Origin of the sequence: Paenarthrobacter sp. 2TAF44, assembly GCF_052114885.1 — a bacterium.
GTDB lineage: Bacteria > Actinomycetota > Actinomycetes > Actinomycetales > Micrococcaceae > Arthrobacter.
The window spans coordinates 46,522-72,361 of sequence record NZ_JBFRFP010000017.1; the positions used below are offsets into that span (position 1 = coordinate 46,522).

Sequence of the window (25,840 nt, forward strand, 5' to 3'; positions counted from 1 at the left end):
GTAGTTTGCCTACAAACTCTCTAGTTGAGGCCCAGTTCGTCCTTGCCGAAGGCAAAGAGGTAGGGCACGCCGGTTTCGGCTTCGATCTTCTCTTTCGCGCCGGTGTCGCGGTCCACGATGACGGCGACGGCAACCACATTGCCGCCGGCCTTACGGACACCCTCGACGGCGGTCAGTGCGGACCCGCCGGTGGTGGACGTGTCCTCGAGGACAACCACATTGCGGCCCTCAACCGAGGGACCTTCTACCTGGCGGCCCATGCCGTACGACTTCTGGGCCTTACGGACCACGAAGGCGTCCACGGCGCGCCCGGCGTCAACGGCGGCGTGCATGACAGCAGTACCTACGGGGTCGGCACCCATGGTGAGTCCGCCAGCGCACTCAACCGGGATCCCGGCGTCGTCGATCATTGCCAACATGACCTGGCCCACCAGTTTGGAGGCCTCGTGATGCAGGGTGATGCGGCGGAGGTCGATGTAGTAGTCAGCTTCCTTGCCGCTGGAGAGGATCACCTTTCCGCGGACCACCGCCAACTCTTTAATGAGTTCAAGAAGGCGGGCACGGGCAGTTGCAGTATCTGCTGCGGGGGTACTGGTGGAAGTCATGGCTTCTAGTTTAGTGGGGACGGAGCCGGGCGAAGCGCAGGGGCCGCGGTGGTGGAACGAACAACCAGCTTGGGATTCACGATCTGTTCCTCACTGCCTGGCTCGTTTTCCAACTGATGGAGTACCGCGGACATGCAACGGCGGCCGAGTTCTTCAAAGTCCTGTTTGATGGTGGTCAGCGGCGGCAGGAAGAACGCAGCTTCAGGCTGATCGTCGTATCCCACCACGCTGATGTCTTCCGGAACTCGCAACCCAGCTTCCTGCAGGGCGCGAAGGACTCCCACCGCCATTTGGTCGTTCGCGACGAAGACGGCGGTGACAGTGGGCTGATCGTCTGGTTTGCGCTGTTCAATGAGCGCCAGGCCTGCTTCGTATCCCGAGGCGGCGTCCCATCCCCCTTGGAGAAGAACGTCGGCCTCCAAGCCGGCGTTGCCGAGCGCCTCCTGCCATCCCTTGATGCGCTCAGCCGCGTCGATCCAGTGGGGCGGACCGGAAATGTGTCCGATGTGGCGGTGTCCGAGCCCGATGAGATGTTCCACCGCCAACCGCGCTCCCAGACGCTGGTTTAGTGAAGCACCCGTCAGCTGGTTCCCGGTTCCGGCACCCACGGCCACCATGGGAAACGGGACGGCGACGTCACGGAGGGCGGCCAGGACATCCGGATGCGGTACCAGGATGACCACCCCCTCCACAGCCTGGTTGCGAAAATGCGTGATGGCGTCGTTGATGCTGTCGCCGGTCACTTCGCGGAGGTTGGCGATGCTGACGAAATAGCCTGCTTCCCGGCCCGCCTGTTCGACTCCCAGCAAGGTATTTGCGGGTCCGTACTGGCCGGTTTCGCAGGCCAGCACTCCTATGGTCCGGGAGCGCCGCGTCACCAGGCTGCGGGCTGCGGTGTTGCGCCGGTAGCCAAGGCTGGCGATGGCCGATTCCACGCGTTCCTTGGTCTTCCCGCTGACGTTGGGGTGGTTGTTCAAGACACGGGAAACGGTCTGGTGCGAGACCCCGGCCAACTTGGCTACATCCCCCATAACGGGTGGCCTGCTTGATGGTGCACCGGGAGACATCGCACCTCACTTTATGGATTCGTATGGCGGGCTTGGGCAGGATTGGCCCGCATCCGGCTCTTCACACCGAGCAGGTCAGCTCGGCTGGGAGCCGAATGCGGGCCTATCCCAGGATTTTTTGCTACTTGGCGTCTACCCGCACAGGTTCAGTCTTGGCAGCTGGCGCAGATTCGGTTGCCGGAGGCGTTGTCTTCCACTTGAAGCGGCGGCCGATTGAGGACCCTCCGCCAGCACCGGTCCGATTCTTGTTGAAGATGTCAAAGCCGACTGCAAGGAGCAGAACCAGGCCCTTGATGAGCTGCTGGTAGTCAGTTCCCAAGCCAAGGATGGACATACCGTTGTTCAGGACACCCATGATGAGGCCACCGATCATTGCTCCCGCAACGGTACCGATACCACCTTGGACGGCCGCGCCACCGATGAATGCGGCAGCAATGGAGTCCAGTTCAAAGCCGGTACCGCCAGCAGGCTGGGCGGAGTTCAGTCGTGCCGTGAACACCAGGCCGGCCAACGCAGCGAGGACGCCCATGTTGACGAACAACCGGAAGGTTACCTTCTTGGTCTTGATGCCGGAGAGCTCTGCTGCATGCAGGTTTCCACCAATGGCGTAGGTGTGGCGCCCGAAGATGCTGTTGTTCATCAATGCCGAGTACAGGATCACGAGGACTGCCAGGACGATCAGCACAATCGGGGTTCCACGGTAGCTGGCCAGCAGGAACGTGATGATGAGCATCAGTACGGCAATGAAGCCGTTCTTGACGGCAAACCATGCCATCGGCTCATTCTCAAGGTTGAACTTGCGGCGGACCCGGCGTTCCTTGATGGCCTGGAAGAGGATGGCTGCGGTGCCGCCAACGCCCAGGATGACGGTCAACCATTCAAGTACGGATGTGCCGCCGGAGATATCGGGGAGGAAGCCTCCACCGAGGGCCCGCAACTCGTTGGGGAACGGGGTGATCTGCTGGTTCTTAAGGGTGATGAGCGTCAGGCCACGGAAGATGAGCATGCCGGCCAGGGTGACGATGAAGGCGGGAATGCCCACATAGGCAATCCAGTAACCCTGCCAGGCACCCACCAAGGCACCTACCAGGAGGCAAGCCGGGATGGCGAGCCACCATGCCCAGCCCCAGTGCACGATCATCACACCGGCAACAGCACCGATGAACCCGGCGATGGATCCGACGGAGAGGTCGATGTGGCCGGCGATGATGACCATCACCATGCCTATGGCGAGGATCAGGATGTAACTGTTCTGGACCACCAGGTTGCTGACGTTCTGCGGTTCAAGCAGGATGCCGTTGGTCAGGACCTGGAAGAGGATAACGATCAGGATCAGGGCGACGAAGATGCCAACCTGGCGGAGGCGGCTTGTGAGGAAGCCAAGGGATTCTCGTAGGGCGGACATGTTGGCTATTCCTTCTCTTGAGTCATGAAGTGCATGAGGGTTTCCTGGGTGGCCTCGGCGATGGGGACCTCGCCGGTGATGTGCCCTGCGGACAGCGTGTAGATCCTGTCGCAAATGCCCAGGAGCTCAGGCAGCTCCGAGGAGATCACGATTACGGCTTTCCCGGCGGCTGCGAGTTCATTGATGATCGTGTAGATCTCGAACTTTGCGCCGACGTCGATACCGCGGGTTGGTTCGTCCAGGATCAGCACGTCCGGATCCGAGAACATCCACTTGCTCAGCACCACTTTCTGCTGATTACCGCCGGAGAGCTTGCCGGTGATGGCTGCAACGGATGGCGCCTTGATGTTCATGCTCTTCCGGTAGTGGTTGGCAACGGTGGTTTCTTTGTTGCCATCAACCCATCCGCGTTTGGCCAGCTTGTTCAGCGCCGCCATGGAGATGTTCCGCTTGATGTCCTCGATCAGGTTCAGGCCATAGTGCTTGCGGTCCTCGGTGGCGTAGGCAATGCCGTGATCGATCGCGTCCGAAACGGTGGAAGTGTTGATCTCTTCGCCGTACTTGTAGACCTTGCCCGAAACGGCGCGTCCGTACGTCCTGCCGAAAACGCTCATGGCCAATTCGGTGCGGCCCGCGCCCATAAGGCCCGCCAAGCCCACTACTTCGCCCTTGCGGACATTCATGTTGGCATTGTGCACCACGGTGCGGCTGTGGTCCTGGGGATGCTGAACGGTCCAGTCTTCAATGCGGAGGACTTCCTCGCCGATGTTCGGAGTCCGGTCCGGATAGAGGCTTTCAAGGTCACGTCCCACCATTCCGCGGATGATGCGTTCCTGGGTGATCTGGCCCTGGTCCAGCCGCAGGGTCTCGATGGACTTGCCATCGCGGATGATGGTGACGGCGTCGGCCACCTTGCGGATCTCGTTGAGTTTGTGGCTGATGATGATGCTGGTGACGCCCTGGCCCTTGAGGTGCAGGATGAGGTCCAGCAGGTGGTCCGAGTCTTCATCGTTCAGCGCAGCAGTTGGCTCGTCCAGGATGAGGAGCTTCACCTCTTTGGAGAGCGCCTTGGCAATCTCCACCAGCTGCTGCTTGCCAACACTGATGTGCTGGATGGGTGTGACGGGGTTTTCGCTCAGACCTACGCGGGCAAGCAGCTTGGCGGCTTCGAGGTTGGTTTTCCGCCAATCCACCCAGCCGTTGTTTGCCAGTTCGTTGCCGAGGTAAATGTTCTCTGCGATGGAAAGGTACGGGCTAAGGGCCAGTTCCTGGTGGATGATCACGATCCCGCGCTTCTCGCTGTCCGAGATGCTGTTGAATTCGCAGGGTTCGTTCTCAAAAAGAATGTCGCCGTCAAAGGAGTTGTGCGGGTACACCCCGGACAACACCTTCATCAGGGTGGATTTCCCGGCGCCGTTCTCTCCACAGATAGCGTGGACTTCGCCGCGGTTTACATCCAGGGTGACGTCCTGAAGGGCCTTGACCCCGGGGAAGGTCTTGGTTATTCCTCGCATTTGAAGAATGGGTACGTTCATCGTCAATTCCCACTGACTGGTTGGAAACTTTGCCTGGCCGGGGATTCGGCCGGCTCATGGTGGGTTGTGGCCCCGCCCCGCTTCAGAAGCGGGACCACAACCCGAAGGAAATGCTTACTTGACGTCGGATTCCTTGTAGTAGCCCGAGTCGATGAGTTCCTTCTTGTAGTTGTCCTTGGTGATGATGACGGACTTCAGGAGGAAGGCCGGAACAACCTTGACCTTGTTGTTGTAGGTCTTGGTGTCGTTGGTTTCCGGTTCCGTACCCTTGAGCACGGCGTCAACCATCTTCACGGCCTGCGCGCCGAGCTGGCGGGTGTCCTTGAAGATCGTGGAGTACTGCTCGCCGGCGATGATGGACTTCACGGAGCCCTTTTCGGCGTCCTGGCCGGTAACTACCGGCAGCTTTCCGGTGGAGTAGCCACCGGTGCTGGTCAGGGCCGAGATGATGCCGATGGAAAGGCCGTCATACGGGGAGAGCACGCCGTCCAGCTTGGTGCCGGAGCTGTAAGCCGACGTCAGGATGTCTTCCATGCGCTTCTGGGCAACGGGTGCCTGCCAGCGCAGGATGGCTGCCTGCTCGAACTTGGTCTGGCCGCTGGGAACCTTCAAGGTGCCTGCATCCAGGTAGGGCTTGAGGGTGTCCATGGCGCCAGTCCAGAAGAAGTTGGCGTTGTTGTCATCCGGGCTTCCGGCGAAGAGCTCCACGTTGAACGGGCCCTTGCCATCAACCTTCTTGCCACTTGCGTCCACGAGGCCAAGGCCGGTGAGCAGTGACGTAGCTTGCTGGACACCCACGGTGTAGTTGTCGAAGGTGGTGTAGTAATCGACGTTCGGTGTTCCGTTGATGAGGCGGTCGTAGGCGATGACCTTGACGTTCTGTTCCTTGGCCTTGGCCAGGACGTCGGTCAGCGTGGTGCCGTCAATTGCTGCGATGATCAGGGCCTTGGCGCCCTTGGTCAGCATGTTCTCAATCTGGGAAACCTGCGTAGGGATGTCATCGTTGGCGAACTGAAGGTCAGTCTTGTAGCCAAGGTCCTTCAAGGACTTCTCAACGTTGGCGCCATCGGCAATCCAACGCTCGGACGTCTGAGTCGGCATCGAAATGCCGACCAGCGAATCGCTGGGCTTGGCGGTGCTGCTGGATTCTGCAGCTCCTCCGCGGCTACCGCAGCCCGTGGCTCCCACGGTCAAGGTAAGGACAACCGCTACGGCGCCCAGGAGTTTCTTTAATCTCACGATGCTCTCCTTCCGCGGCAGCTTTGCCGCGAACTCTGATGCAGCCGGAGCATCTGCGCGTCCGGCACGGTGAAGCTGGGTTGGCCTGTGCGCTGGGGGCGGCACAGGCTACTTCAAGGTGATACGACTGCCATTGTGAACGCTAACAATACCGTCGGTCAAGTGGATTGGATCACAAAATGATTGCAGGTGGGAACCTCGTCCGGAAGTCTTGATTTACAACGTTGTTAGCGTTCACACTTTCCCATTTCATGCTTTCGGCACCAAAAAGAAGAGCCCGGCACCGCCTTGTGGGCAGTGCCGGGCGTTCCAGTGCAGCGAGCTAGGACAGTGCTCCTTCGAGTGCTGAGAACGCGTCGTCCACGATCTTCTCCACGGGCTGATCGATGTCCACTACCAAGCCGGCTTCATCGGATTGCAACGGCTCAAGCGTTGCGAGTTGCGAATCCAGCAAGGACGCGGGCATGAAGTGGCCGGGCCGGGCGTTCATGCGCTCACTCAGCAACTCACGCGCGCCCTGCAGGTGCACGAACACCACGGACGGATCGCCACTGCGGATAATGTCCCTATAAGAACGCTTGAGCGCGCTGCAGGCAATCACAAGAGCAGAGTTCGACGCCGCGAATCGCGTCCCGATTTCGGCCAGCCAGGGTGCGCGGTCCTGATCGTTCAGCGGAGTACCCGAGGCCATCTTGTCGATGTTCGACTGAGGGTGCAGCGAATCGCCGTCGAGGAATTCGGCTCCGAGCCGCTCAGCGACGGCTGCACCGACCGTGCTTTTGCCGCAGCCGGCCACGCCCATCACCACGACGTGGTGGAGGGACTGCGCTTTACCAGTCATGAACAGTTCCATCCACAAGACGGTTGTACGGCAGATAGGCCTGCTGGTACGGGAAGGCAGCGGCTGCTTCTTCGTTGAACTCGACACCGATGCCGGGCTCCTCCCCGGGGTGCAGGTATCCGTCCTTGAACGTCATGGACTGCTGGAAGACCTCGTTGGTCTTGTCCGAGTGCTGCATGTATTCCTGGATGCCATAGTTGTGGATGGCCAGGCCAACATGCAACTGGGCGGCGAAGCCCACCGGCGAGATATCCGTAGGTCCATGGAAGCCTGACTTGATCTGGTACTGGGCAGCGAAGTCCATGACCTTCTTCAACGGCGAGATCCCGCCGAAGTGCGTGGAAGCCGCCCGGACATAGTCGATCAATTGCTCCTTGATGAGGGTCTGGTAGTCCCACACGGTGTTGAAGATTTCGCCGATGGCCAGCGGCGTGGTGGTGTGCTGGCGGACCAGGCGCAGGCCTTCCTGGTTCTCGGCCGGGGTGCAGTCCTCCAACCAGAACAGGTCATACGGCTCCAGTGCCTTGCCAAGCTTCGCTGCCTGGATGGGGGTCATGCGGTGGTGGCCATCGTGAAGCAACGGAATTTCCGGACCGAACTCATTGCGCACGGCCTCGAAAACCGTGGGCAGATGGCGCAGGTAGGCGCGGGTGTCCCAGTCTTCTTCCAGTGGGAAGTTGCCGCGGCCGGCAGGCTCGTAGTCGTAGCGTTCGCCGGATGCCTGGGCCTGGGCGGCAACTCCATAGACGGCCTTGATGCCTGGGACCGCGGTCTGGATGCGGATGGACTTGTAGCCCAGTTCCAGGTGCTCACGCACCGAGTCGAACAGCGAGGGAATGTCCGAACCCGACGCATGCCCATAGGCACGCAGCCCGTTCCGGGATGCACCACCGAGCAGCTGGTAGACCGGCATGCCGGCCACCTTGCCTTTGATGTCCCACAGCGCCATGTCCACGGCGGCAATCGCGGCCATGGTCACGGGCCCCCGGCGCCAGTAGGAGCTGCGGTACAGGAACTGCCACGTGTCTTCGATGCGGTGCGGATCCTTCCCGATCAGCAGCTGCGCCACATGCTCCTTAAGGTACGCGGCGACGGCCAGTTCCCGGCCGTTGAGCGTCGCGTCACCAATGCCAGTCACCCCGTCTTCGGTGGTGATGCGCAGGGTGACGAAGTTCCGGGAGGGGCTGGTCACGAAGACTTCAGCGGCAATGATTTTCATGGTCGAGGGATCCTTCCGATGGATATTAAGCGTGGGAGATGGTGGCGGCCAGAGGGTCCTGGAGCCGGTGAATCTGTGCAACGAGGGCGGGATCCCTCGCGAGCGCCGGATTGACCAGCGCCAGCAGCGCTGCGGTGCGGTGTTCGCCGTCGAGCGTTTTGGCTTCCTTGATCCCAGCGGTGAGCGGGTCCTGAAAGTCATCTGTGGAGGACAAGTGTGCGATCCAGGCTGCGATCATCCGCGCGGCACCATCTCCGCTACGTCCCGCAGCACGTTCGGCCTCAAGGACCGGCAAAGCCCGCATGCGAAGTTTGGTGGTTCCGTCCATGGCAATCTGGGACAGGTGGTGTGCGATCCGGGCATTGCCGAAACGTTCCAACAATGCCCGTCGGTACTCCGGAATGCCCAGCGCGTCACCGGAAAGGTGGCGTGAAGCTTCGTCCCAGAACGCCTCAACAGCATCCTTGCACACGGGATCGGACAAGGCCTCAGCTACCGTTGAATGGCCCCGGATCTGTCCTGCGTAGGCCAGGATCGAGTGGGCACCGTTCAGCAACCAGAGCTTCCGGTTCTCGTAGGGCTCGATGTCCTCCACGAAGACCGCGCCAGCGTCTTCCCAGCGGGGCCGGCCCGCCGGAAAGTCGCCACTGAGGATCCAGTTATGGAAGGGCTCCGTGACCACCGCGGCTTGGTCCCGGTAACCACATTGTTCAGCCACTACCGCAACATCATCCTGCGTGGTCCGGGGAGTAATGCGGTCGACCGAGGTGCTGACGAAGCTGACGTTGGAATCGATCCATGCCGCCAGTGCCTCATCCCTGGCACGGGCAAGGGCACCAACAGCCTGCCGGGCCACGCTCCCGTTATGGGCCAGATTGTCGCAACTCACGACGGCGAGCGGTCCCACCCCAGCATCCCGGCGGGCGGCGAGGGCGATCACCAAACGGGCCAACGGCGTCGAGTTATCATCCATGTCGGGACCGCCCGCAGCGTACGCGGCCTCGGTAATGGTGAGCGTGATCAGTGCAGTGTCCGGTGCAGCAACCAACTCCGCCAACCGTCCGACGTTGGCCCCGTCCACCGCCTCTGCGATGCTGCCGACCACCTCGAACGAGTCGCCGGTGCCTGACCGCTCCACCACGGTGAACAGGCCGTCCTGTTCAGCCAGAACTGCTGCTGCCTCGGGTCGGCGTCCGGTGAAAGCCGCAATCCCCCACTCCGCAGAATCGCCAGCATGCTGCGTGTACCAGGCCTGGTGCGAGCGGTGGAACGCGCCAAGGCCCAGGTGCACAATTCGGACCGGCGGTTTGGCCACGGGCGCGATAGTACGGTTGAGGCGCGGGAGGTCCTTCTCGTCGACACTCACAGTTTGAAAACCCGTCGAGGCGAGGAATCGACGACGTCGACAATCAGCTCGTGTGCGCGGTCCTCGCTGATGCGGTGCTCGGCAACGAGCCGCGCCAGGAAAGAGGCTTCGATCCGGCGTGAGGCGTCGTGCCTTGCGGGGATGGAGCAGAACGCGCGGGTGTCGTCGATGAATCCCGAGGACCTGGAGAAGCCGGCGGTCTCCGTAACCGCAGACCGGAAACGGAGCATCGCATCCGGCGCGTCCAGGAACCACCACGGCGCCCCGATGTAAACGGACGGGTAAAAGCCTGCAAGCGGGGCGAGTTCGCGGGAGAAGACTGTCTCGTCCAGCGTAAACAGCACCAGGTGGAAGTCCTTCGCCGTCCCGAAGTCCTGCAGCAGCGGCCGGATGGCCTCCGTGTAGTTCGTGGCGACGGGGATGTCGTGGCCTGTGTCCGCGCCAAAGGCTTCAAAGGTGGGCTGATGGTGGTTTCGGAACGAGCCTGGATGGATAGTCATCACCAGTCCGTCCTCCACTGACATCCTCGCCATCTGGTACATCATGTGGGCTTCGAAAGCGTCGCGGTCCGCTGCTGTTGCCTGACCGGACCGGGCGCGTTCGAACAGCCGTGCGGCGTCGGCAGGGTCCAATTTGAGGGTGGCCGGGGTGCGGACGCCGTGGTCCGCCGAGACGGCGCCATGCTCCACAAAGTAACGACGGCGGTTTTCCAAAGCGGCGAGGTAACCGCGGTAGCCCGAGCCGCCGTCGGACGCTGTTTCACTGAGCCGCTCAACGTTGGTTGTCCACGACGGGTGCGCAATATTCAGGTACGCATCCGGTCGGAACGTTGGCAGGACGCGTCCATGGAAAGAGGGATCTGCCGCGAGCGCCCGGTGGCTTGCGAGATCGTCCAGGGGGTCGTCGGTTGTGGCAAGTACTTCGATATTGAAGTCTTTGAAGAGCTCCCGCGGGCGGAATCCCGGCTCGGCGAGCTTTGCCGAGATGGCATCGAAGGTGGCGTCGGCCGTGTCAGAACTCAATTCGCCCTGCAGCCCAAAAACTGTCTCGAACTGCGTCCGCAGCCAGTATCCGGAGGCCGTGCCGTCAAAGAGCGGCCAGGACTCGCAGAAGAGCCGCCAGATCTCCCGGGCCCCGGCGCCCGGCTGGAGCTGTTCCAGCGGTACGCCGGACGCGTGGATGAGCCGCGTGACGTAGTGGTCCGGAGTTACAAGGAGAGCGGCCGGATCCGGGAACGGCGTGTTCTGCTCGATCACTGCGGCATCAACGTGTCCGTGCGGGGAAATGATGGGCAGGTCCTGGACCCGTGCCAGCAACGTGCGCGCTATGGAGCGCGTTCCGGGGTCCGCTGGCAGCAGTCGGTCCGGGTGGGTGGCAAGCGACTCGGTCATGGGTCAGCCTTTCGAGAGGGAGTCAGCAGGCAGGCTTCCGTTGACAGTCAATCCAGCGAGTTCTGCCGTGTGGCGCAGGAAGTGCAGGTTTCCGGCTGTCCGCTCGCCCAGTGGTAGGTCAGTGGAGAAGTCCTCCACAGTCACCCAGGCGTCATAGCCCACGGCGGCCAGGGCCTTGAAGTAGGCCAGGACGCTCCCCTGCCCCTCGGTGAGTGGAGCCCACTCGTTCACCCATACCGCCGCTCCAGCCTCGTCACGGTCATCAGTGCGGACCCAACGGGCATTCTTCACATGGACGTGGGCCAGGTAGGGGCCCAACAATTCCAGAGCCGGCAACGGGGACTCCCAGCCTTCGATCAACAGGTTGCCGAGATCATGGATGACCCCAACATGGTTCGGATCAAGGCCGTCCAGGAGCCTGCGCGCCGATGACGCCGAGGCTGTCACCGTGCCGTGGTGCAGCTCGACCAGCGCTTTGACACCGTGGTGTGCGGCCCGGCCGGCAACCCATTCATAGTGCTCGCGCGTCGCGTCGAAAAGCTCCGGGTAGGACAATCCACTCGGCTCCTGCCCGCCCATGGTCGAGTTGCCCAGCGGCAGAACATTGACCCTGACCTGGCGGGCGCCCAAGGCGGCGGTCGCTGCGAGGACCCTTTCGACGCCGTCGTGATCGTCGCATCGTGCATAACCACCCAAGCCCGAGTATTCGAGTCCGGCCTCGGAAGTGAGCCGCGCGATTTCCGGGATCGAGTCCTCAAGGCCGGTCATGGGCCAGGTTGCTTTGTTTCCTGCCCAGAAGCCAGGTTCCGGGGCGTCGGCCTGATCCGTGACACGCCATTCGATGCCGTGCCAGCCCTGGGCCGACAGTTCTGACACGGCTTGCTGCGGAGTCCAATCCGGCGTCGAGGCCGTGAAGACGGAGAATTTCATGCCGTAACCTCCTCGAAGTGGCCGTTGCCGGTACGCACCTCAACGTCGTTGTATTTTCCGGCCATCACGTCGGCGATCAGGACCGGGCGGCCGAGGGTAGCCGAGACGTACAGCGCACGGACCGTGGCCAGGGCAGTGACGGCGTCCTGGACAGTGACACCTGCGGGACGGCCCTCCTGGATGGCCTCCACAACATCGCGGTACTGGCGAATGTGGCCGGCAGGGTAGACCGTGGGGTCAAGGTTCGTCTGCTGGGGTGGCTCAGGGAATTTGGCCAACTCCTCTTCGGCCTGGTTGCCGCCACCGCGGATGCCCATGGGTCCGCTGTCCGCATCGCCGCCCTCAGCAGCAGCATGGAAGTACTCGAGGTTGTCGTTGTCGATCACCGCGGAACCCTGGCTTCCCATGACCTGCAGCCGGACTGTCAGGCCCGGGTAGGCTGCGGTCGTTGCATGCAGGACGGCGAGCGCGCCGGACTCGAACATGAGGGTTGCCACGGCTGTGTCCTCTACCTCCAGATCCGTGTGCGCCAGAAGCGCGGTCTTGGCGCTGATCTCCACAGGACGCCCAAGGAACCACAGGAGCAGGTCCACTGTGTGAACGCCCTGGTTCATCACGGCTCCACCGCCGTCCATGGCCCACGTTCCACGCCAGGCGCCGGAATCGTAATAGCCCTGGCTGCGATACCAGCTAACGGAAGCTATAGCCGAAGTCAGCCGCCCGAACCGGCCTGCCCGGCGCGCCTGATCCACCACGACACTCGCGGGGTCAAAGCGGTGTTGGCTGATGACGCTCGCTACGAGCCCTTTGTCTTCGGCAGCCTTGGCAGCGGCAACGATCTCGTCGGCACGGTCCAGGTTCACATCGAGCGGCTTTTCGATGACAACGTGCTTGCCGGCGTCGAGGACTTCCAGCGCCTGCTGGATGTGAAGTCCGCTGGGGGTAGCAATGATGACGAGGTCGACGTCGGCACCCGCGAACGCTTCACTCAAAGTCCGGAACGTGGCTGGCTTGGAAGCGCCACCGTCCTCTATCTCCTGGGCCAGTGCGGCCGCCGCTTCCGGGATTTCATCCACCAGTGCCGTGACGCGAAGCTCGGGCAGTTCTCCGACCGCTGCTGCGTGCGTTCGGCCAATGGTGCCGCATCCGGCGATGGCGACATTGATAGTTGTGCTCATTTGGTTTCCACTCCTGCTTCATTCACGACTCTTGCAAAGGCCCGCGCGGCCATCCCGAAAGCTGTGGGACCGGAGAAACCGCCCAGTCCGTGGGCGCCGGCCAAGTGCGGTTCCAGGCTCGCGAATCCCACGAAGCCATCGGATTTCAACGCCTCAACGGTGCGCAACACATCGCCGTCGCCCTCCCCGGCAGGAACCACGACGCCGTCGGCGAACCGCGCGTCCTTGACCTGCAGGTACTCCAGGTGGGGACGGAGCTTGGCGTAGCCCTCGTCAAAGGGCTTGACGCCCACCTGCACGAAGTTGGCCGGGTCCCATGCCACCTTCAAGGCCGGCGAGGCAACAGATTCAATGATGTCCAGGACACGGTCCGGGGTGTCCCCGAAAATGTCCTTTTCGTTTTCGTGAAGCAGGACAACGTCTGCTTCTTCGGCCACGGCAGCCAGGGCACGCATCCGCTGGATGACGTCGTCACGGATGCTGTCCACCGCCACGTCCTCGCCGTAGTAGAAGGAGAAGATCCGGATGTAGCGGGCACCAAGGACTTGCGCTGCTTTGACCGCCCGCCGTAGTCGCTCCACCTCGTGTTCCACAGGCAGCGTGACATCCACTTTGCCGATGGGCGAGGCAATGGCGGACACTCCCATCCCGGCTGCGTCCAGGAGCTTCTTGAGCTCGCCAAGTTGCTCGGCACTGAGATCCACGATGTTGGTACCCCACGCGCTGCGGACCTCGATGTGGTTGGCGCCCAAGGCTTGTAGTACCGCGATCTGCAGCACGGGGTCGTCGTCGATTTCGTCGCCGAAGCCCGAAAGCGTCCATTCGACTGTTGCTGAATCGGTCATTGCTATTTGACTCCTCCGGCGGTAAGTCCGCCCACTAGGTAACGCTGGAAAATCAGGTACAGGACCACGACGGGGGCCGCACAGACGAGCGAGGCTGCCATCATCTGTCCGTACAACGGGATGGCCCCGCCTTCCTGGGAAGCTCCGAAGATCTGCAGTGCGACGGCCGCCGTCTGGCTGTCCGGCCTGGTCATGACCGAGGCGAACAGGACGTCGTTCCATCCGAGCAGGAAGGCGAAGATGCCTGAGACCACGATTCCGGGCCAGCTGAGGGGAAGGATGATGCGGATCAGTACGCCAAGGTTGCTGGCGCCGTCGATCCTTGCAGCCTCTTCCAGTTCCCGTGGCAAGCCGCGCAGGTAGGTGACCATCACCCAGGTTGAGAACGGCATGGCGAAGGTGAGGTAGGTAATGAACAGGCCCCACTGGGTGCCGATGACCTGGATGCCGAGGTAGCTGGCCGCTGACGAGAAGAGAACGAAGACCGGCAGGACCATGAGCGTGCCGGGCACGGACTGCAGCGCCAACAAGCCACGCAGGATGCTGAGCCGCCCACGGAACTGGTACCTGACCAGCACGTAGGCGATGGAAACGGACATCGCCGCGGACACCACGGCCGTGGCTCCCGCTACGAGCACACTGTTGGTCAGGCCCTTGGCAAGCCCCACGCTGGACCAGATCTTGGTGTAATTCTCCATGGAGAACGTGGAGGGCCAGAACTCGCCGTTGGCCACACCGATGTCCGAGTTAACCGAAGCCAGGAAAATGTAGGCGACAGGGATGAGGACGATGGCGCACAGAACGGTAAGGATAATCGCCAGCATCGGCACGGGCAGGAGACGGGTTACTTCATGTTGTCGTTTTGAGCCGGGCCGGAATGTGGCTGCCGACGTTCCCCGGCTTGCCGTGCCGCGGACGGAGGTGGTTGATGCGCTCACTTCTTGCCTCCAGGCGTCTCGGCGTCGTCCAGCTTGACGGCGCGCAGGTAAATGAACAACGGGATAGCGATCAGTACCAGGGAGACAAACGCCATGGCGGCGCTGAGGCCGAAGCGGAAGCTCTGGAAACTGGTCACATAGGTGAGGATCGGAAGGACCTCGACGTCGGCGGGAGCCGGAACACCGAACAGCACGAACGGAAGCGTGAAGTTGTTGATGTGGTGCAGCATGCCGATCAGGAACGCCAGCGCCAGGGGTCCCTTGAGGTACGGGAAGATGACGTAGCGCAGCTTGTTCCACCACAGCGCACCATCCAGCGCGGAAGCCTCATGGACCTCGTGGTCCACGGACTGCAAGCCCGAAAGTGCCAGGAGATAGATGAAAGGCCACGAAGCCCAGATTTGGACCAGGATGAGCGTCCAATAGGTCTGGGGCCCATTGAGCCAAAGCCCGACATCCACCCCGAACGTTCCCAAGGCAGAGTCCACCACGCCGTTGGGCTGGAACATTGTCCGCCAAACAGTGGCCACCACGAATGACGGGAGCACGTAAGGGATCAGGAAGATCGATCGAATCACCGCGCGGCCCTTGAACGAGTTCTGGGTTGCCACCGCCGCAGCAATGCCCAGCGGCAGCGTGACGATCATGGCGATCAGGGAGTAGCTGACGCTCAACCACACCGAGTGAAGCAGCGGCGAGTCTGTCAGCGCCTCCACAAAATTCCCGACGCCGATAAACGGGGCGCTGACCCACTTGCGGAGCGAGTACTGGTCCAGGTTCAGGGCCGACATGTAGATGCCAAGGAACAGCGGGAGAACGATGATGATGAACATCAGGAGCCCGCCGGGGATCAGCATCCACAAGGGGCGGTTGCGCTCGCTCAAGCCCTTCCGGCGGACGGGTTTCTTACCGCGTCCGGCTGGCTGGCCTGTACCCGTGCCTGTGGCGGTGTTTGGTGACGTGCCGCCGTTGGACGCTTGAGCTGTTGTGCCCGACCGGGCTGGCTGCCCCTCGGCAGCCGGGCCCGTCGCGGCCTTCATTTCCCTGAAGGAATCAGTGGACATTGGAGATCCTGCCTAGGACTTGGCGGCCCGGTCGAGGGATGCTTGTCCCTTTGCTTGGGCATCCTTGAGCCGCTGCTCCAAGGCTGCGTCGTCCACAGCGCCCTTGGCCAGCTCCGGAATGGACTGGACCGTGACGTTCAGGAGGCCCAGCTGGATGTCGCCCCATGCGCCGGTGAAGGGGGTGGCCTTCGACTTGCCCGCAGCATCGGCGATCGGCTGGAGCTTCGGGTCTGTCAGCGATGCCAACGCGTCAGCGTTCGCTGGAAGTTCCCCGAAGATCTTCTGGTAGTTCAACTGCTCATCCTTTGACGTAATGAGCTCGACGTATGCGAACGCCAGGTCCTTCTGCTGTGAGTAGTCCGCCACTACTACGTTGTCGCCGGAGAGGATGCTGGCCGCTTTGTCGCCGTCGCCCTTGGGAGAAGTCTCACCCGGTGCTGTGGTCGGCATGATGGAGTACGCATATTTGCCTGCGACAGCGGACTTGTCCAAGGTGGGGATTGAACTCGACGTCGTCATCATCAAGTAGCCAGCCTTGCCCGAGGCGAACGCAGCTACAGCGTTGCTGTTGCTCCACCCAATCGCAGCCGGATCCACTACTTTGTCCTTGGTCAGCCAGCCGAAGTAGGTCTCGTAGGCTTTCTTGACGGTGGGATCGTCCATCTTCAGTTTGTCGCCGTCCACCAACGGGTTGCCGGCCTGGACGGACATCGCCCAAATGAACTTCCACGGGTCGAAGTTGTCCTTGTAGCCGGTGGCGAGGCCGAAGGTGCCCGTGCTGGCGTTGGTCATCTTCTTGGCTTGCTCGGCGAGTTCATCCCACGTGGTGGCCGGCTTGTCGATGCCCGCAGCAGCAAGGATGTCCTTGTTGTACGCCATGACGAAGGGGCGGCTGACGAAGGGAATGCCCGCCCGGTGCTCCGGGTCCGGGCCGGAGATCCCCAGCGCGGCCTGGTTGAAACGGTCCTTGCCGCCTACCTTCTTCCAGTCATCGTCGGACAGAGTGACGAAGGCCTTGGTGGCGTAGGCAGTGGGTGTGAAAGTAGTGCCCAGGCTGTAGACGTCAGGGCCCTGGCCGGAAACCACTGAAGTTTGGATCCGGGTCAGTTCATCGTTGGCGGACGCGAACGTCTCAAATTCAACATCCGCGCCTGTCTTGGCCTTGAACTTGGCCGCGATGTCCTTGAACCACGCCTTCTGCTGTTCGGGGTACTGGCTGTTGACGGCCGTAAGGACGCTCAGTTTCTTGCCGGTGCCATCCACCGCGCCCCCGGAGCTTTCGGAACTGCTGCTGCTTCCCCCGCAGGCCGTCAAAGCGAGCGCAGCCGTTGCGATAACGGCTGCCAGCTTTGCTGATGGTGCAAACCTCATTGTTTCCTCCTTGGATACCAAGCCCGCAGGTGTGGTGTGGTGCGTCTCAGGGGCTCGTTGTCGAGTCTATGGACTTGGCAATCAAAGCGACAAGCGTTTGCCAAAAGTTGCCAAAAGTGCTGCAATTGCCCCATGGCAGATGCAAAAGCCCGCTCGACGGCGGCGCCTCCCACCATCCGTGACGTGGCGGAACTAGCGGGAGTCGCAACTTCAACCGTGTCCCGGGCATTGTCCAATCCGGGCAGGGTGAACCGTGTGACCCGCGAGCGCGTGGAGCAAGCGGCAGCATCGCTGAATTATGTGCCCAGCTCACAAGCGCGCGGGCTTAGTTCCGGGCGCACCAACGCCATCGCCCTGCTGGTGCCCGACGTCACCAACCCCTTCTACTTCGACATCATCCGAGGCACACAAAACCAGCTCAAAGCCGCCGGCTACACACAGCTGCTCGTGGACACGGAAGAGTCAGCCGAGATGGAGGCGGACACCCTGCACAAAATGCGGCGGACGGCGGACGGATTCATTCTGGCCGCTTCACGCCTCACGGATGCGCAAATACTCGAAGCTGCGTCCTCACAGGCCATCGTTACGATCAACAGGTCCTCAGCCAACGCCCCCACGGTCATGATCGACACCCCCGGTGCAGTGGTCCAGGCCCTGGAACACCTGACCTCGCTGGGACATTCCAAGATCTGCTACGTCGGCGGACCGGCGTCGTCATGGTCCAACGCCAAGCGCTGGAAGACGTTCGAAGAAGAGAGCCGGGACCGTGGACTGACCACCTCCCACGTCGGCCCCTTTACGCCCAAGACGACGTCAGGCGCGGCAGCTGCTGACGCCGCGGCCCGGACAGGCGCCACGGCCTGCATCGTCTTCAACGACCTCCTAGCCATCGGCATGCTGCAGCGGCTGCGCGAGCGAGGCATCCGCGTCCCTGAGGATATGAGCATCGTGGGCTGCGACGACATCTTCGGCGCGGACTTCTGCAATCCGCCGCTCACTACCATTGCCTCGCCCATTGAGCAGGCCGGACGCGTGGCCGTCTCCATGCTGCTCGCCCAACTCGACCCGCTGCACGCCGGCTCCACCCGCCGCCTGGCTGTCATGCCCACCCACCTCACGGTCCGCGGCTCCACGGGTCCGGTCTCGGCCTAGAACCTTCTCTCACGTCCCGCCTCTTTTGGGCGAACGTTCTCTCACGTCCTGACTGTTTTGGGCGCTTGCTCTCTCACGTCCCGCACGACGGCGAGCTGGCCGCGATGCGCTAAAGCCCGACGTCGGCACTCACCGGAAGTGTCCGTCGTCGGGCGGTCCGGGCGTAAAGTTTTTTCCGGGACAGCATGAATGGGAGCTTCACTTCAAATGACCACGTCCAGAAGAAGATACGATGCCGCCTTCCGTGAGCGCGCGGTGCGGCTTGTTTTGTCCACTGGCAGGCCAGTGAAACAGATCGCCGAGGAGACCGGGGTGAAGGAAAGCACGCTGCAAAACTGGCTTCGCAGGGATCGGGCAGATCAACCTAACGCGTCTCTCCTGCCCGAGGACGGAGTCCCGGTTGCCTGGGATGAGCACCAGAAGGCCCTGGCTGAAAACGAACGGTTGAAGGCCGAGGTCGAGTTCCTGGGTAAAGTCAGCGCCTTCTTTGCCACGAAGCAAAAGTAGAGGACTTCTTCGAGTTCATCGACGCGGAGAAGACCAATCATTCAGTGGACCGGCAACGGTCGCAGTGAATGAGTCGAAGATCTTCGGTATGTGAGAGAGCGTCGGTCAAAAACCCCTCACCACGTGAGAGAACGATCGCCAAAAAACCGTGGGAAGTGAGAGAGGATCCGGGGGTTATTTCCACCAGGTATCGAAGATCGTGACCGGCACCGTGCGCTTGTGGCGCGTACGGAGGTACTTCTGTTCGATGATTTCAGCGACGCCGTCGGGCACTTCGCGGCCTTCAAGGTAGTCGTCGATCTGGTCGTACGTGACTCCGAGCTCGTCTTCATCGGTACGGCCCGGCTTGTCGTCCAGGAGGTCAGCTGTGGGAACCTTCTGCCAAAGCCGCGCGGACGCGCCAAGTTCGGCCAGAAGTTCGCGGTTCTGGCGTTTGTTCAGGCCGAACAGCGGCAGGATATCCGCACCGCCGTCGCCATATTTGGTGAAGAAGCCTGTGACGGACTCGGCGCCGTGGTCTGTGCCGATGACCAAGTAATTGTGTTCGCCAGCCAGTGCATACTGGGCAACCATACGCGCGCGGGCCTTGGTGTTGCCCTTGTGGAAGTCGGAGATTTCAGCGCCCGTGGCTTTCTCGAACTCTTCCTCGAATCCGTCCACTGCGCGGGAGATGTTGAAGGTCCGCTCGTTTTTGGCCTTGATGAAGTCCAAGGCGGCTTGGGCGTCGTCTTCGTCGTGCTGGATGCCGTAGGGGAGACGCATCGCGACGAAGTTCGCGTTAACGCCTTCAGCTTCCAGTTCCTCGACTGCCAGCTGCGCCAACCGGCCGGCAAGAGTGGAATCAAGTCCACCGGAAATGCCGAGCACAAAGCCGTTCGTGCCTGTGGCTTTCACATATTCTTTCAGGAATGTGACCCGTTTGCGGACCTCCTCTTGGGGATTGATCCGGGGCTGGACGCCCATTTCCTCGATGATCTTGGCCTGGAGTTCGCGCATGTGTCCAACACTAGTCAGCCCCATGACAAAGGCTCAACCATATTGCGCCGCGATTCGGCCGCGGCAGCATGGACCTGAAGGAACAATCCCCAAAAAGCGGCAGGACGTGAGAGAACGATCGCCAAAAACCCGCAGGACCTGATGGAACGATCGCCAAAAACCTGCAGGATGTGAGAGAGGATCAGGCGAGGAAGCCGCGCAGCAGTGAAGCCGTTCCTTCCAGGTGTTCGATGGTGGCCCGTTCGGCGGCGGGGGCATCGCCGCGCAGGATAGCCTCGGCGATCTCGGCGTGTTGTTCGTTGGCGTGCTCGAGGTTGGTGCTGAGCAAGGGAATCCGGTCCAGGAGTTCGTTGAGCCTGGATCGTGTTTCGGCCACGGCGCCCACCAAGCTTGCGGAGCCGGACAATTCGGCGACGGCGATATGGAACCGGGCATCGCGGGGCCGGTAGCCCACGGCGGGGGAAGCGCTCACTTCGGAGAGGCAGACCTGCAGGTGCCTCCGGGCAGCCGCGGAGAGGTCCGCTTTGGCGGCCAAAGAAGCAGCGGCAGGCTCGATGATGGACCTGAACAGCAGGACGTCCTCCACTTCGGCGGGGTCGAGCGGCCCTTGGTCCGGCTGGCGCTGGACTGCCGTTGTGGAGACATACGTACCGCCGTACCGGCCGCGCTGGACTTCCAAATAGCCGGCACTCTGCAACTCCCCCAACGCATCCCGAAGCGTGGCGCGGCTGACACCTAATTGTTCGGCCAGTTCGCGCTCGGGCGGCAGTTTTTCGGCGGGAGCAAAGATCCCCAGCTTGATGGTCTGCAGGATGTGTTCGATGGTCTCTTCGAACGCGTTGCCGCCCCTGACTGGGCGCAGCATCGAGAACGACGGGCCAAACGGTGAGTCCGGCACGGCATCTCCTTCCACGGAATGCGGGCTGCGCCCATCAGTGAGGTCATTCACCGATCAGTGAGGCCGTTCACAGGGCGCTGCTGCCTCCATGCTACCCACGCCAACCAATAAAGGTCATCAAAAAAACCATTGGACACGCCCTCAATTGTGATCCAAGTCATCAGGTTTTTCAGAAAAGTCTTGACTCGTGGCGAATCACGCTCCAGACTTTGAAGCACACTTTGGACTGAAAACAGTCCTTTAGGATCTGAATGATCCTCCGCTCGACTCTTCCCAGAAGCATTCCTCAGACGATAGGAAAACGCATGGAAACAGTGCTCCAGCCGCCCGGCGGCGAGGATGAGTATTTGAAGCACCGGCGCCTTAAACGGGGTGCCGCCGGATGGGTTCTCCTCGCGGGGCTCGGAGTGGCGTACGTGATCTCCGGCGATTTCGCGGGCTGGAACCTGGGCCTGGCACAAGGAGGCTGGGGCGGCCTGCTGATCGCCTTCCTGCTCATGGCCGTTATGTACACGTGCATGGTTTTCGGGCTCGCTGAACTCTCATCGACGCTCCCGACGGCGGGGGCTGGCTATGCCTTCGCCCGCCGGGCTTTGGGACCCCTCGGTGGATTCGCGACAGGTATGGCGGTCCTCATCGAATACGCGGTGGCCCCGGCAGCTATTGCCACGTTTATCGGCGGCTATGTTGAAGCGCTTGGCCTCTTTGGCCTCACCAACTCATGGCCGGTCTACCTGGTCACATACGTCATCTTCATCGGCATCCACATCCGCGGAGTCGGCGAAGCCCTGAAGATCATGTTCGCCATCACCGCGGTGGCAACCATCGCCCTGGCCGCCGCCGTCGTCGGCCTGCTTCCCAAGTTCGATTCCGCCCGCTTGTTCGATATTGTTCCCGATGGATCCGCCGGCTCCAGCGCCTTCCTGCCCATGGGTATCGGCGGCATCCTGGCGGCGCTCGTCTACGGGATCTGGTTCTTCCTGGCAGTGGAGGGCGTCCCCCTCGCGGCCGAGGAAACGTCCAACCCCAAGCGGGACATGCCTCGGGGAATCATTGTGGCCGTCATTATCCTGGTCATCTTTGGCGCCCTCATGCTGGTCCTGGTCCCGGGAGCGGCCGGCTCCCAAGCCATGAGCGAATCCGACAACCCGCTCCCTGAGGCACTACGCATTGCCTACGGTGGCAACACTTTCCTGGCCGACTTCATCAATTACGCCGGCCTGGCCGGACTGGTAGCCAGCTTCTTCTCCATCATTTACGCCTACTCACGGCAGCTGTTTGCCCTGTCCCGGGCGGGATACCTGCCCCGTTGGCTGTCACTGACCGGCGCCCGGCGCACCCCGTACTGGGCATTGATCGTCCCGGGAACCATCGGCTTCCTACTGGCTGCCCTAACGCAGGATGGTGCTTTGCTCATCAACATCGCAGTCTTCGGCGCCACAGTTTCCTACGTCCTGCTGAACCTCTCGCACATCGTCCTTCGCAAGAAGGAACCCAACCTGGAACGCGGCTACAGGACGCCGGGCGGGATCGTCACGACGTCGATTGCCTTGGTCCTGTCCGCGGTGGCAGTCGTGGCGACGTTCGTCGTCGACGTCTTTGCCGCTTCCATCACGGCAGCGATTTTTGCCGCTGCCCTCCTTTACTACTGGCTCTACAGCCGGCACCGGATCGTGGCGGGCGCACCCGAAGAAGAGTTCGCCCAACTCGCCATGGCCGAGGCCGAGCTGAAGTAACAGCCAGCAGAACCTGACATCCACTCACAGAACCACACTGCGGAGACATCATGAATTCCCACATCCAAGAGTCCAGCCGGAACCGGCAGCTCACCGTCGACGAACTGCGCGAATCCGTAGCTAGCGGCGAAATTGATACCGTCATTGTCGCCATCACCGATGCGCTGGGTCGCCTCCAGGGTAAGCGTTGTGGTGCACGCTCCTTCCTCGAAGACGTTCTGGACCACGGCGCAGAGGGCTGTAACTACCTGCTGGCCGTGGATGTCGAAATGCAAACCGTGGACGGTTACGCGATGTCGTCCTGGGAGACCGGGTACGGCGACATGGTAATGATGCCGGACATTTCAACCCTCCGGAGAGTCCCTTGGCTCGAAGGCACAGCCATTGTGCAGTGCGACGTCCTGTGGACGGACCGGACGCCGGTAACCGCATCACCACGGCAGATCCTGAAGGCCCAAATCGAGCGGCTCGAAAAGCTGGGCTACCGTGCCCACGCAGGGACCGAGCTGGAGTTCCTGATGTTCGATGACTCCTACAACCAGGCGTGGCAGAAGAACTACACGGGCCTCGCGCCGTCGACGCAGTACAACGTGGACTACTCGCTCCTTGCCACCGCCCGGCTGGAACCAGTGATCCGTTCCATCCGCAACAACATGGAAGCGGCGGGCCTGGTGGTCGAGTCGTCCAAGGGCGAGTGCAACCTCGGGCAGCAGGAAATCACGTTCCGCTTCGATGAAGCCCTTGCCGCCTGCGATAAGCACACGTTCTACAAGAACGGCGCCAAGGAAATAGCGGACCAGCACGGCAAGAGCATCACGTTCATGTCCAAGTTCAACGAACGTGAAGGCAACTCCTGCCACATCCACTTCAGCCTCACCGACCTGGACGGGAACCCCGTGCTGGCGGGCGACGGCGAACACGGCTTCAGCCCCCTGATGGAACGGTTCGTGGCCGGTCAACTCGCGGCGCTGCGCGAACTCGCCTATTTCCTGGCACCCAACGTCAATTCCTACAAACGCTTCGTGGAGGGCAGCTTCGCGCCAACAGCGATCGCCTGGGGTTTGGACAACCGCAGCTGCGCACTCCGCGTGGTGGGCCACGGCCGCGGCCTCCGCACTGAGAACCGTGTGGGCGGCGGCGACGTGAACCCCTACCTCGCCGTAGCCGCAATGATTGCCGCCGTCATCCATGGCATCGAAAACGATCTCCAGTTGCCGGCAATCACCAAGGGCAATGCCTACGAGTCCGACGCGGAACGGCTGCCCACTACGCTGCGTGATGCGCGGGACCTCCTGGCCGAAAGCAGCATTGCGCGCAAGGCATTCGGCGACGACGTAGTGGACCACTACGTCCACGCCGCCAACGTGGAGCTCACCGCCTACGACAGTGCCATCACAGATTGGGAGCGGGTCCGTGGCTTCGAACGTCTCTGAAACCTACGGGCAACCGTACAAGCCCAGAATCGCGCTCACCAGTTACCTTCAGGACGCCTCCTGGGGAGTGTGGAATACGACGGCGGCGATTCTCCCCGGATCGTACGTGGAGGCGGTGGTCGCAGCTGGAGCAACACCTGTCCTGCTGCCTCCGCTGGGCACCGACGAATCCGTGCTGGATCTGGTGGACGGCCTGATTGTGGTGGGAGGTCCCGACGTCGATCCTTCCCTGTACGGCCAGGCACCGCATCCCACCACCAAGTCCCAACCGCTGCGGGACGAGCATGACTCAGCCCTGATCCGTGCCGCCCTTGAACGTGGGCTCCCCCTATTCGCGATTTGCCGGGGAGCCCAGCTCCTGAACGTGGTTTTAGGCGGAACGTTGATCCAGCACATCCCTGACATCCTTCCTGACAGCAACAGTCAGCCAGCACCTGGTGTCTATGGTGAGGCGGCATTCGACACCACGCCCGGCAGCCTCATCCACCACCTCCTGGGTGATTCCGCCACTTCGCCGTGCTACCACCACCAGGCCATGGACGACGTGCCTGAAACCCTGCGCGTGACAGCCCGCTCCGCCGATGGCCTGGTGCAGGCCATTGAAACCACTGAGGGCGGCTGGGTTCTTGGCGTCCAGTTCCATCCGGAACACAACCCCCATGATCTCCGGCTGTTCCGCGGCTTTGTGGACGCCGCCGCCAGCTACCGCTCAGACCAGACCGCAACCATGAAAGCGATGTCCCCCGCATGACAGCAACAGTGTTTGACGTGATCAATCCGGCCACCGAGGAGGTCATCCAGACCGTTCCGCTCGCTGGCGTGGCCGAAACAGACGCCGCCATTGCCAAGGCAGCCGCTGCCTACGAAACGTGGCGGGCCGTTGCCCCCGCGGACCGGGCGTTGCTGCTGCGACGGTTCGCTGCCGCCGTCGACAATGATCTGGAGAACCTCGCGCAACTGGAGGTGCGCAACGCGGGCCACACCATTGGAAACGCTCGATGGGAAGCGGGCAACGTCCGCGACGTCCTCAATTACTACTCCGCCGCCCCGGAACGTCATTTCGGCCGCCAAATTCCTGTGGCAGGCGGCGTCAACATGACCTTCCACGAGCCGCTGGGCGTTGTTGGCATCATTGTTCCCTGGAATTTCCCGATGCCGATTGCTGGATGGGGATTCGCCCCCGCACTTGCGGCAGGCAATACCGTGGTGCTCAAACCGGCGGAGGTGACACCGCTGACCGCGATCCGCCTTGGTGAATTGGCTCTGGAAGCGGGCCTTCCTGAGGGCGTCTTCCAAGTGATTCCGGGCAAGGGTTCCGTGGTGGGCCAGCGGTTCGTCACGCATCCGGCGGTCAGGAAGGTGGTGTTCACCGGCTCAACCGGCGTTGGCAAGCAGATCATGGCAGGCTGCGCTGACCAGGTGAAACGCGTGACGCTGGAACTGGGGGGCAAGAGCGCCAACATCATTTTCGACGACGCCGATCTTGAGATGGCTGCGGCCGCCGCCCCCGGCGGTGCTTTCGACAACGCCGGGCAGGACTGCTGCGCACGCTCCAGGATCCTCGTGCAGCGAAGCGTCTTTGAGCGCTTCCTGGAACTGTTGGAGCCAGAGGTCCTCGGCATGCGTGTGGGAGACCCCGCAGATCCGGCCACCACCATGGGGCCGCTGATTTCGGCCCAGCAGCTGGACACGGTTTCCGCTTTCGTGCCCGACGGCGCCCCGGTCGCCTTCCAGGGGAAGGCGCCGGAAGGACCGGGCTTCTGGTTCCCACCCACAGTGCTCACACCGGATCTGAAGGCGCCAACCTTCACCGACGAAATCTTCGGCCCGGTTGTTGCAGTGGTCCCATTCGACGACGAAGCAGATGCAATACGGATCGCCAACAACACCGAGTACGGCTTGTCCGGCTCCATCTGGACGTCCAAAGTGGACCGCGCATTGCGTGTGGCTCGGGGAGTCGAATCGGGCAACCTCTCCGTGAACTCCCATTCGTCCGTCCGATACTCCACCCCGTTTGGCGGCTTCAAGCAGTCCGGCCTCGGCCGTGAGCTCGGCCCGGACGCCCTTGACGCCTTCAGCGAAGTCAAGAACGTCTTCATTTCCACTCAGTCCGCCTGATCTTTT

At 62.0% G+C, this 25,840-nt stretch carries 23 protein-coding genes; 6 read left to right on the forward strand and 17 right to left on the reverse strand.

The features are described from left to right. Positions 1 to 20 precede the first annotated feature (20 nt). The 15 genes from pyrE to AB4Z15_RS16935 all read right to left on the reverse strand — a co-directional run bounded on the left by pyrE (position 21) and on the right by AB4Z15_RS16935 (position 16,994). Entirely contained in the window at positions 21 to 605 is a 585-nt protein-coding gene (gene pyrE, locus AB4Z15_RS16865) for an orotate phosphoribosyltransferase (protein ID WP_442018201.1), read from the reverse strand. A gap of 5 nt (positions 606 to 610) precedes the next feature. Continuing rightward, positions 611 to 1,636: a LacI family DNA-binding transcriptional regulator gene (locus tag AB4Z15_RS16870; protein WP_442018202.1), complete on the reverse strand. Its 1,026-nt coding sequence runs from the start codon at positions 1,634 to 1,636 to the stop codon at positions 611 to 613. A gap of 157 nt (positions 1,637 to 1,793) precedes the next feature. Further along, entirely contained in the window at positions 1,794 to 3,077 is a 1,284-nt protein-coding gene (mmsB, locus tag AB4Z15_RS16875) for a multiple monosaccharide ABC transporter permease (RefSeq protein ID WP_442018203.1), read from the reverse strand. A gap of 5 nt (positions 3,078 to 3,082) precedes the next feature. Then, positions 3,083 to 4,612 (reverse strand): multiple monosaccharide ABC transporter ATP-binding protein, encoded by a 1,530-nt coding sequence (gene mmsA, locus AB4Z15_RS16880; protein ID WP_431117899.1) that lies wholly within the window; start codon positions 4,610 to 4,612, stop codon positions 3,083 to 3,085. Between the two features lie 114 nt (positions 4,613 to 4,726). Further along, entirely contained in the window at positions 4,727 to 5,851 is a 1,125-nt protein-coding gene (gene chvE, locus AB4Z15_RS16885) for a multiple monosaccharide ABC transporter substrate-binding protein (RefSeq protein ID WP_431117898.1), read from the reverse strand. A 322-nt stretch (positions 5,852 to 6,173) separates the two neighbouring features. Beyond that, on the reverse strand, positions 6,174 to 6,692 hold the full coding sequence (locus AB4Z15_RS16890; RefSeq protein WP_442018204.1) for a gluconokinase: 519 nt from the start codon (positions 6,690 to 6,692) through the stop codon (positions 6,174 to 6,176). Beyond that, the gene (manD, locus tag AB4Z15_RS16895; RefSeq protein ID WP_442018205.1) at positions 6,682 to 7,911 is read right to left on the reverse strand and encodes a D-mannonate dehydratase ManD; all 1,230 of its coding nucleotides are present in this window, start codon (positions 7,909 to 7,911) and stop codon (positions 6,682 to 6,684) included. The genes AB4Z15_RS16890 and manD overlap by 11 nt, the downstream gene beginning before the upstream one ends. Positions 7,912 to 7,936: 25 nt before the next feature. Then, a complete protein-coding gene (locus AB4Z15_RS16900; RefSeq protein ID WP_442018206.1) occupies positions 7,937 to 9,277 on the reverse strand; it encodes a mannitol dehydrogenase family protein in 1,341 nt (446 codons plus the stop codon). Further along, the gene (gene uxaC, locus AB4Z15_RS16905) at positions 9,274 to 10,668 is read right to left on the reverse strand and encodes a glucuronate isomerase (RefSeq protein ID WP_442018207.1); all 1,395 of its coding nucleotides are present in this window, start codon (positions 10,666 to 10,668) and stop codon (positions 9,274 to 9,276) included. The genes AB4Z15_RS16900 and uxaC overlap by 4 nt, the downstream gene beginning before the upstream one ends. Positions 10,669 to 10,671: 3 nt before the next feature. Next, entirely contained in the window at positions 10,672 to 11,598 is a 927-nt protein-coding gene (locus tag AB4Z15_RS16910; protein ID WP_442018208.1) for a sugar phosphate isomerase/epimerase family protein, read from the reverse strand. Beyond that, a complete protein-coding gene (locus tag AB4Z15_RS16915) occupies positions 11,595 to 12,776 on the reverse strand; it encodes a Gfo/Idh/MocA family protein (protein WP_442018209.1) in 1,182 nt (393 codons plus the stop codon). The genes AB4Z15_RS16910 and AB4Z15_RS16915 overlap by 4 nt, the downstream gene beginning before the upstream one ends. Beyond that, positions 12,773 to 13,621: a sugar phosphate isomerase/epimerase family protein gene (locus AB4Z15_RS16920; RefSeq protein WP_442018210.1), complete on the reverse strand. Its 849-nt coding sequence runs from the start codon at positions 13,619 to 13,621 to the stop codon at positions 12,773 to 12,775. The genes AB4Z15_RS16915 and AB4Z15_RS16920 overlap by 4 nt, the downstream gene beginning before the upstream one ends. Positions 13,622 to 13,623: 2 nt before the next feature. Next, a complete protein-coding gene (locus AB4Z15_RS16925; RefSeq protein ID WP_442018211.1) occupies positions 13,624 to 14,559 on the reverse strand; it encodes a carbohydrate ABC transporter permease in 936 nt (311 codons plus the stop codon). Then, a complete protein-coding gene (locus AB4Z15_RS16930) occupies positions 14,556 to 15,623 on the reverse strand; it encodes a carbohydrate ABC transporter permease (protein ID WP_442018212.1) in 1,068 nt (355 codons plus the stop codon). Before AB4Z15_RS16930 ends, AB4Z15_RS16925 begins: the two co-directional genes overlap by 4 nt. 12 nt (positions 15,624 to 15,635) lie before the next feature. After that, on the reverse strand, positions 15,636 to 16,994 hold the full coding sequence (locus AB4Z15_RS16935) for an ABC transporter substrate-binding protein (RefSeq protein ID WP_442018213.1): 1,359 nt from the start codon (positions 16,992 to 16,994) through the stop codon (positions 15,636 to 15,638). Positions 16,995 to 17,126: 132 nt separating this feature from the next. Between AB4Z15_RS16935 and AB4Z15_RS16940 the strand changes: the two genes are divergently transcribed. Both AB4Z15_RS16940 and AB4Z15_RS16945 read left to right on the forward strand, forming a co-directional pair. After that, complete coding sequence (locus tag AB4Z15_RS16940) at positions 17,127 to 18,146, forward strand: LacI family DNA-binding transcriptional regulator (RefSeq protein WP_442018214.1); 1,020 nt, start codon at positions 17,127 to 17,129, stop codon at positions 18,144 to 18,146. A gap of 207 nt (positions 18,147 to 18,353) precedes the next feature. Further along, positions 18,354 to 18,653, forward strand: a complete 300-nt coding sequence (locus tag AB4Z15_RS16945) for a transposase (RefSeq protein ID WP_442018215.1) — start codon at positions 18,354 to 18,356, stop codon at positions 18,651 to 18,653. 174 nt (positions 18,654 to 18,827) lie between these two features. Here AB4Z15_RS16945 and nadE read toward each other — a convergent pair whose 3' ends face one another. Both nadE and AB4Z15_RS16955 read right to left on the reverse strand, forming a co-directional pair. After that, on the reverse strand, positions 18,828 to 19,649 hold the full coding sequence (nadE, locus tag AB4Z15_RS16950; RefSeq protein WP_442002714.1) for an ammonia-dependent NAD(+) synthetase: 822 nt from the start codon (positions 19,647 to 19,649) through the stop codon (positions 18,828 to 18,830). Positions 19,650 to 19,830: 181 nt separating this feature from the next. Continuing rightward, a complete protein-coding gene (locus AB4Z15_RS16955; RefSeq protein WP_442002715.1) occupies positions 19,831 to 20,547 on the reverse strand; it encodes a FadR/GntR family transcriptional regulator in 717 nt (238 codons plus the stop codon). Between the two features lie 305 nt (positions 20,548 to 20,852). Between AB4Z15_RS16955 and eat the strand changes: the two genes are divergently transcribed. The 4 genes from eat to AB4Z15_RS16975 are packed head-to-tail and all read left to right on the forward strand — an operon-like array spanning position 20,853 to position 25,834. Next, a complete protein-coding gene (eat, locus tag AB4Z15_RS16960) occupies positions 20,853 to 22,283 on the forward strand; it encodes an ethanolamine permease (RefSeq protein ID WP_442018216.1) in 1,431 nt (476 codons plus the stop codon). Between the two features lie 50 nt (positions 22,284 to 22,333). Beyond that, positions 22,334 to 23,716 carry a glutamine synthetase family protein gene (locus AB4Z15_RS16965; RefSeq protein WP_442018217.1) on the forward strand — a complete coding sequence of 461 codons (1,383 nt, stop codon included), beginning with the start codon at positions 22,334 to 22,336 and terminating at the stop codon, positions 23,714 to 23,716. Further along, positions 23,697 to 24,467, forward strand: coding sequence for a gamma-glutamyl-gamma-aminobutyrate hydrolase family protein (locus tag AB4Z15_RS16970; RefSeq protein ID WP_442018218.1), 771 nt, complete (start codon positions 23,697 to 23,699; stop codon positions 24,465 to 24,467). The genes AB4Z15_RS16965 and AB4Z15_RS16970 overlap by 20 nt, the downstream gene beginning before the upstream one ends. Next, entirely contained in the window at positions 24,464 to 25,834 is a 1,371-nt protein-coding gene (locus AB4Z15_RS16975; RefSeq protein WP_442018219.1) for an aldehyde dehydrogenase family protein, read from the forward strand. The genes AB4Z15_RS16970 and AB4Z15_RS16975 overlap by 4 nt, the downstream gene beginning before the upstream one ends. The last annotated feature ends 6 nt before the right edge of the window (positions 25,835 to 25,840 follow it).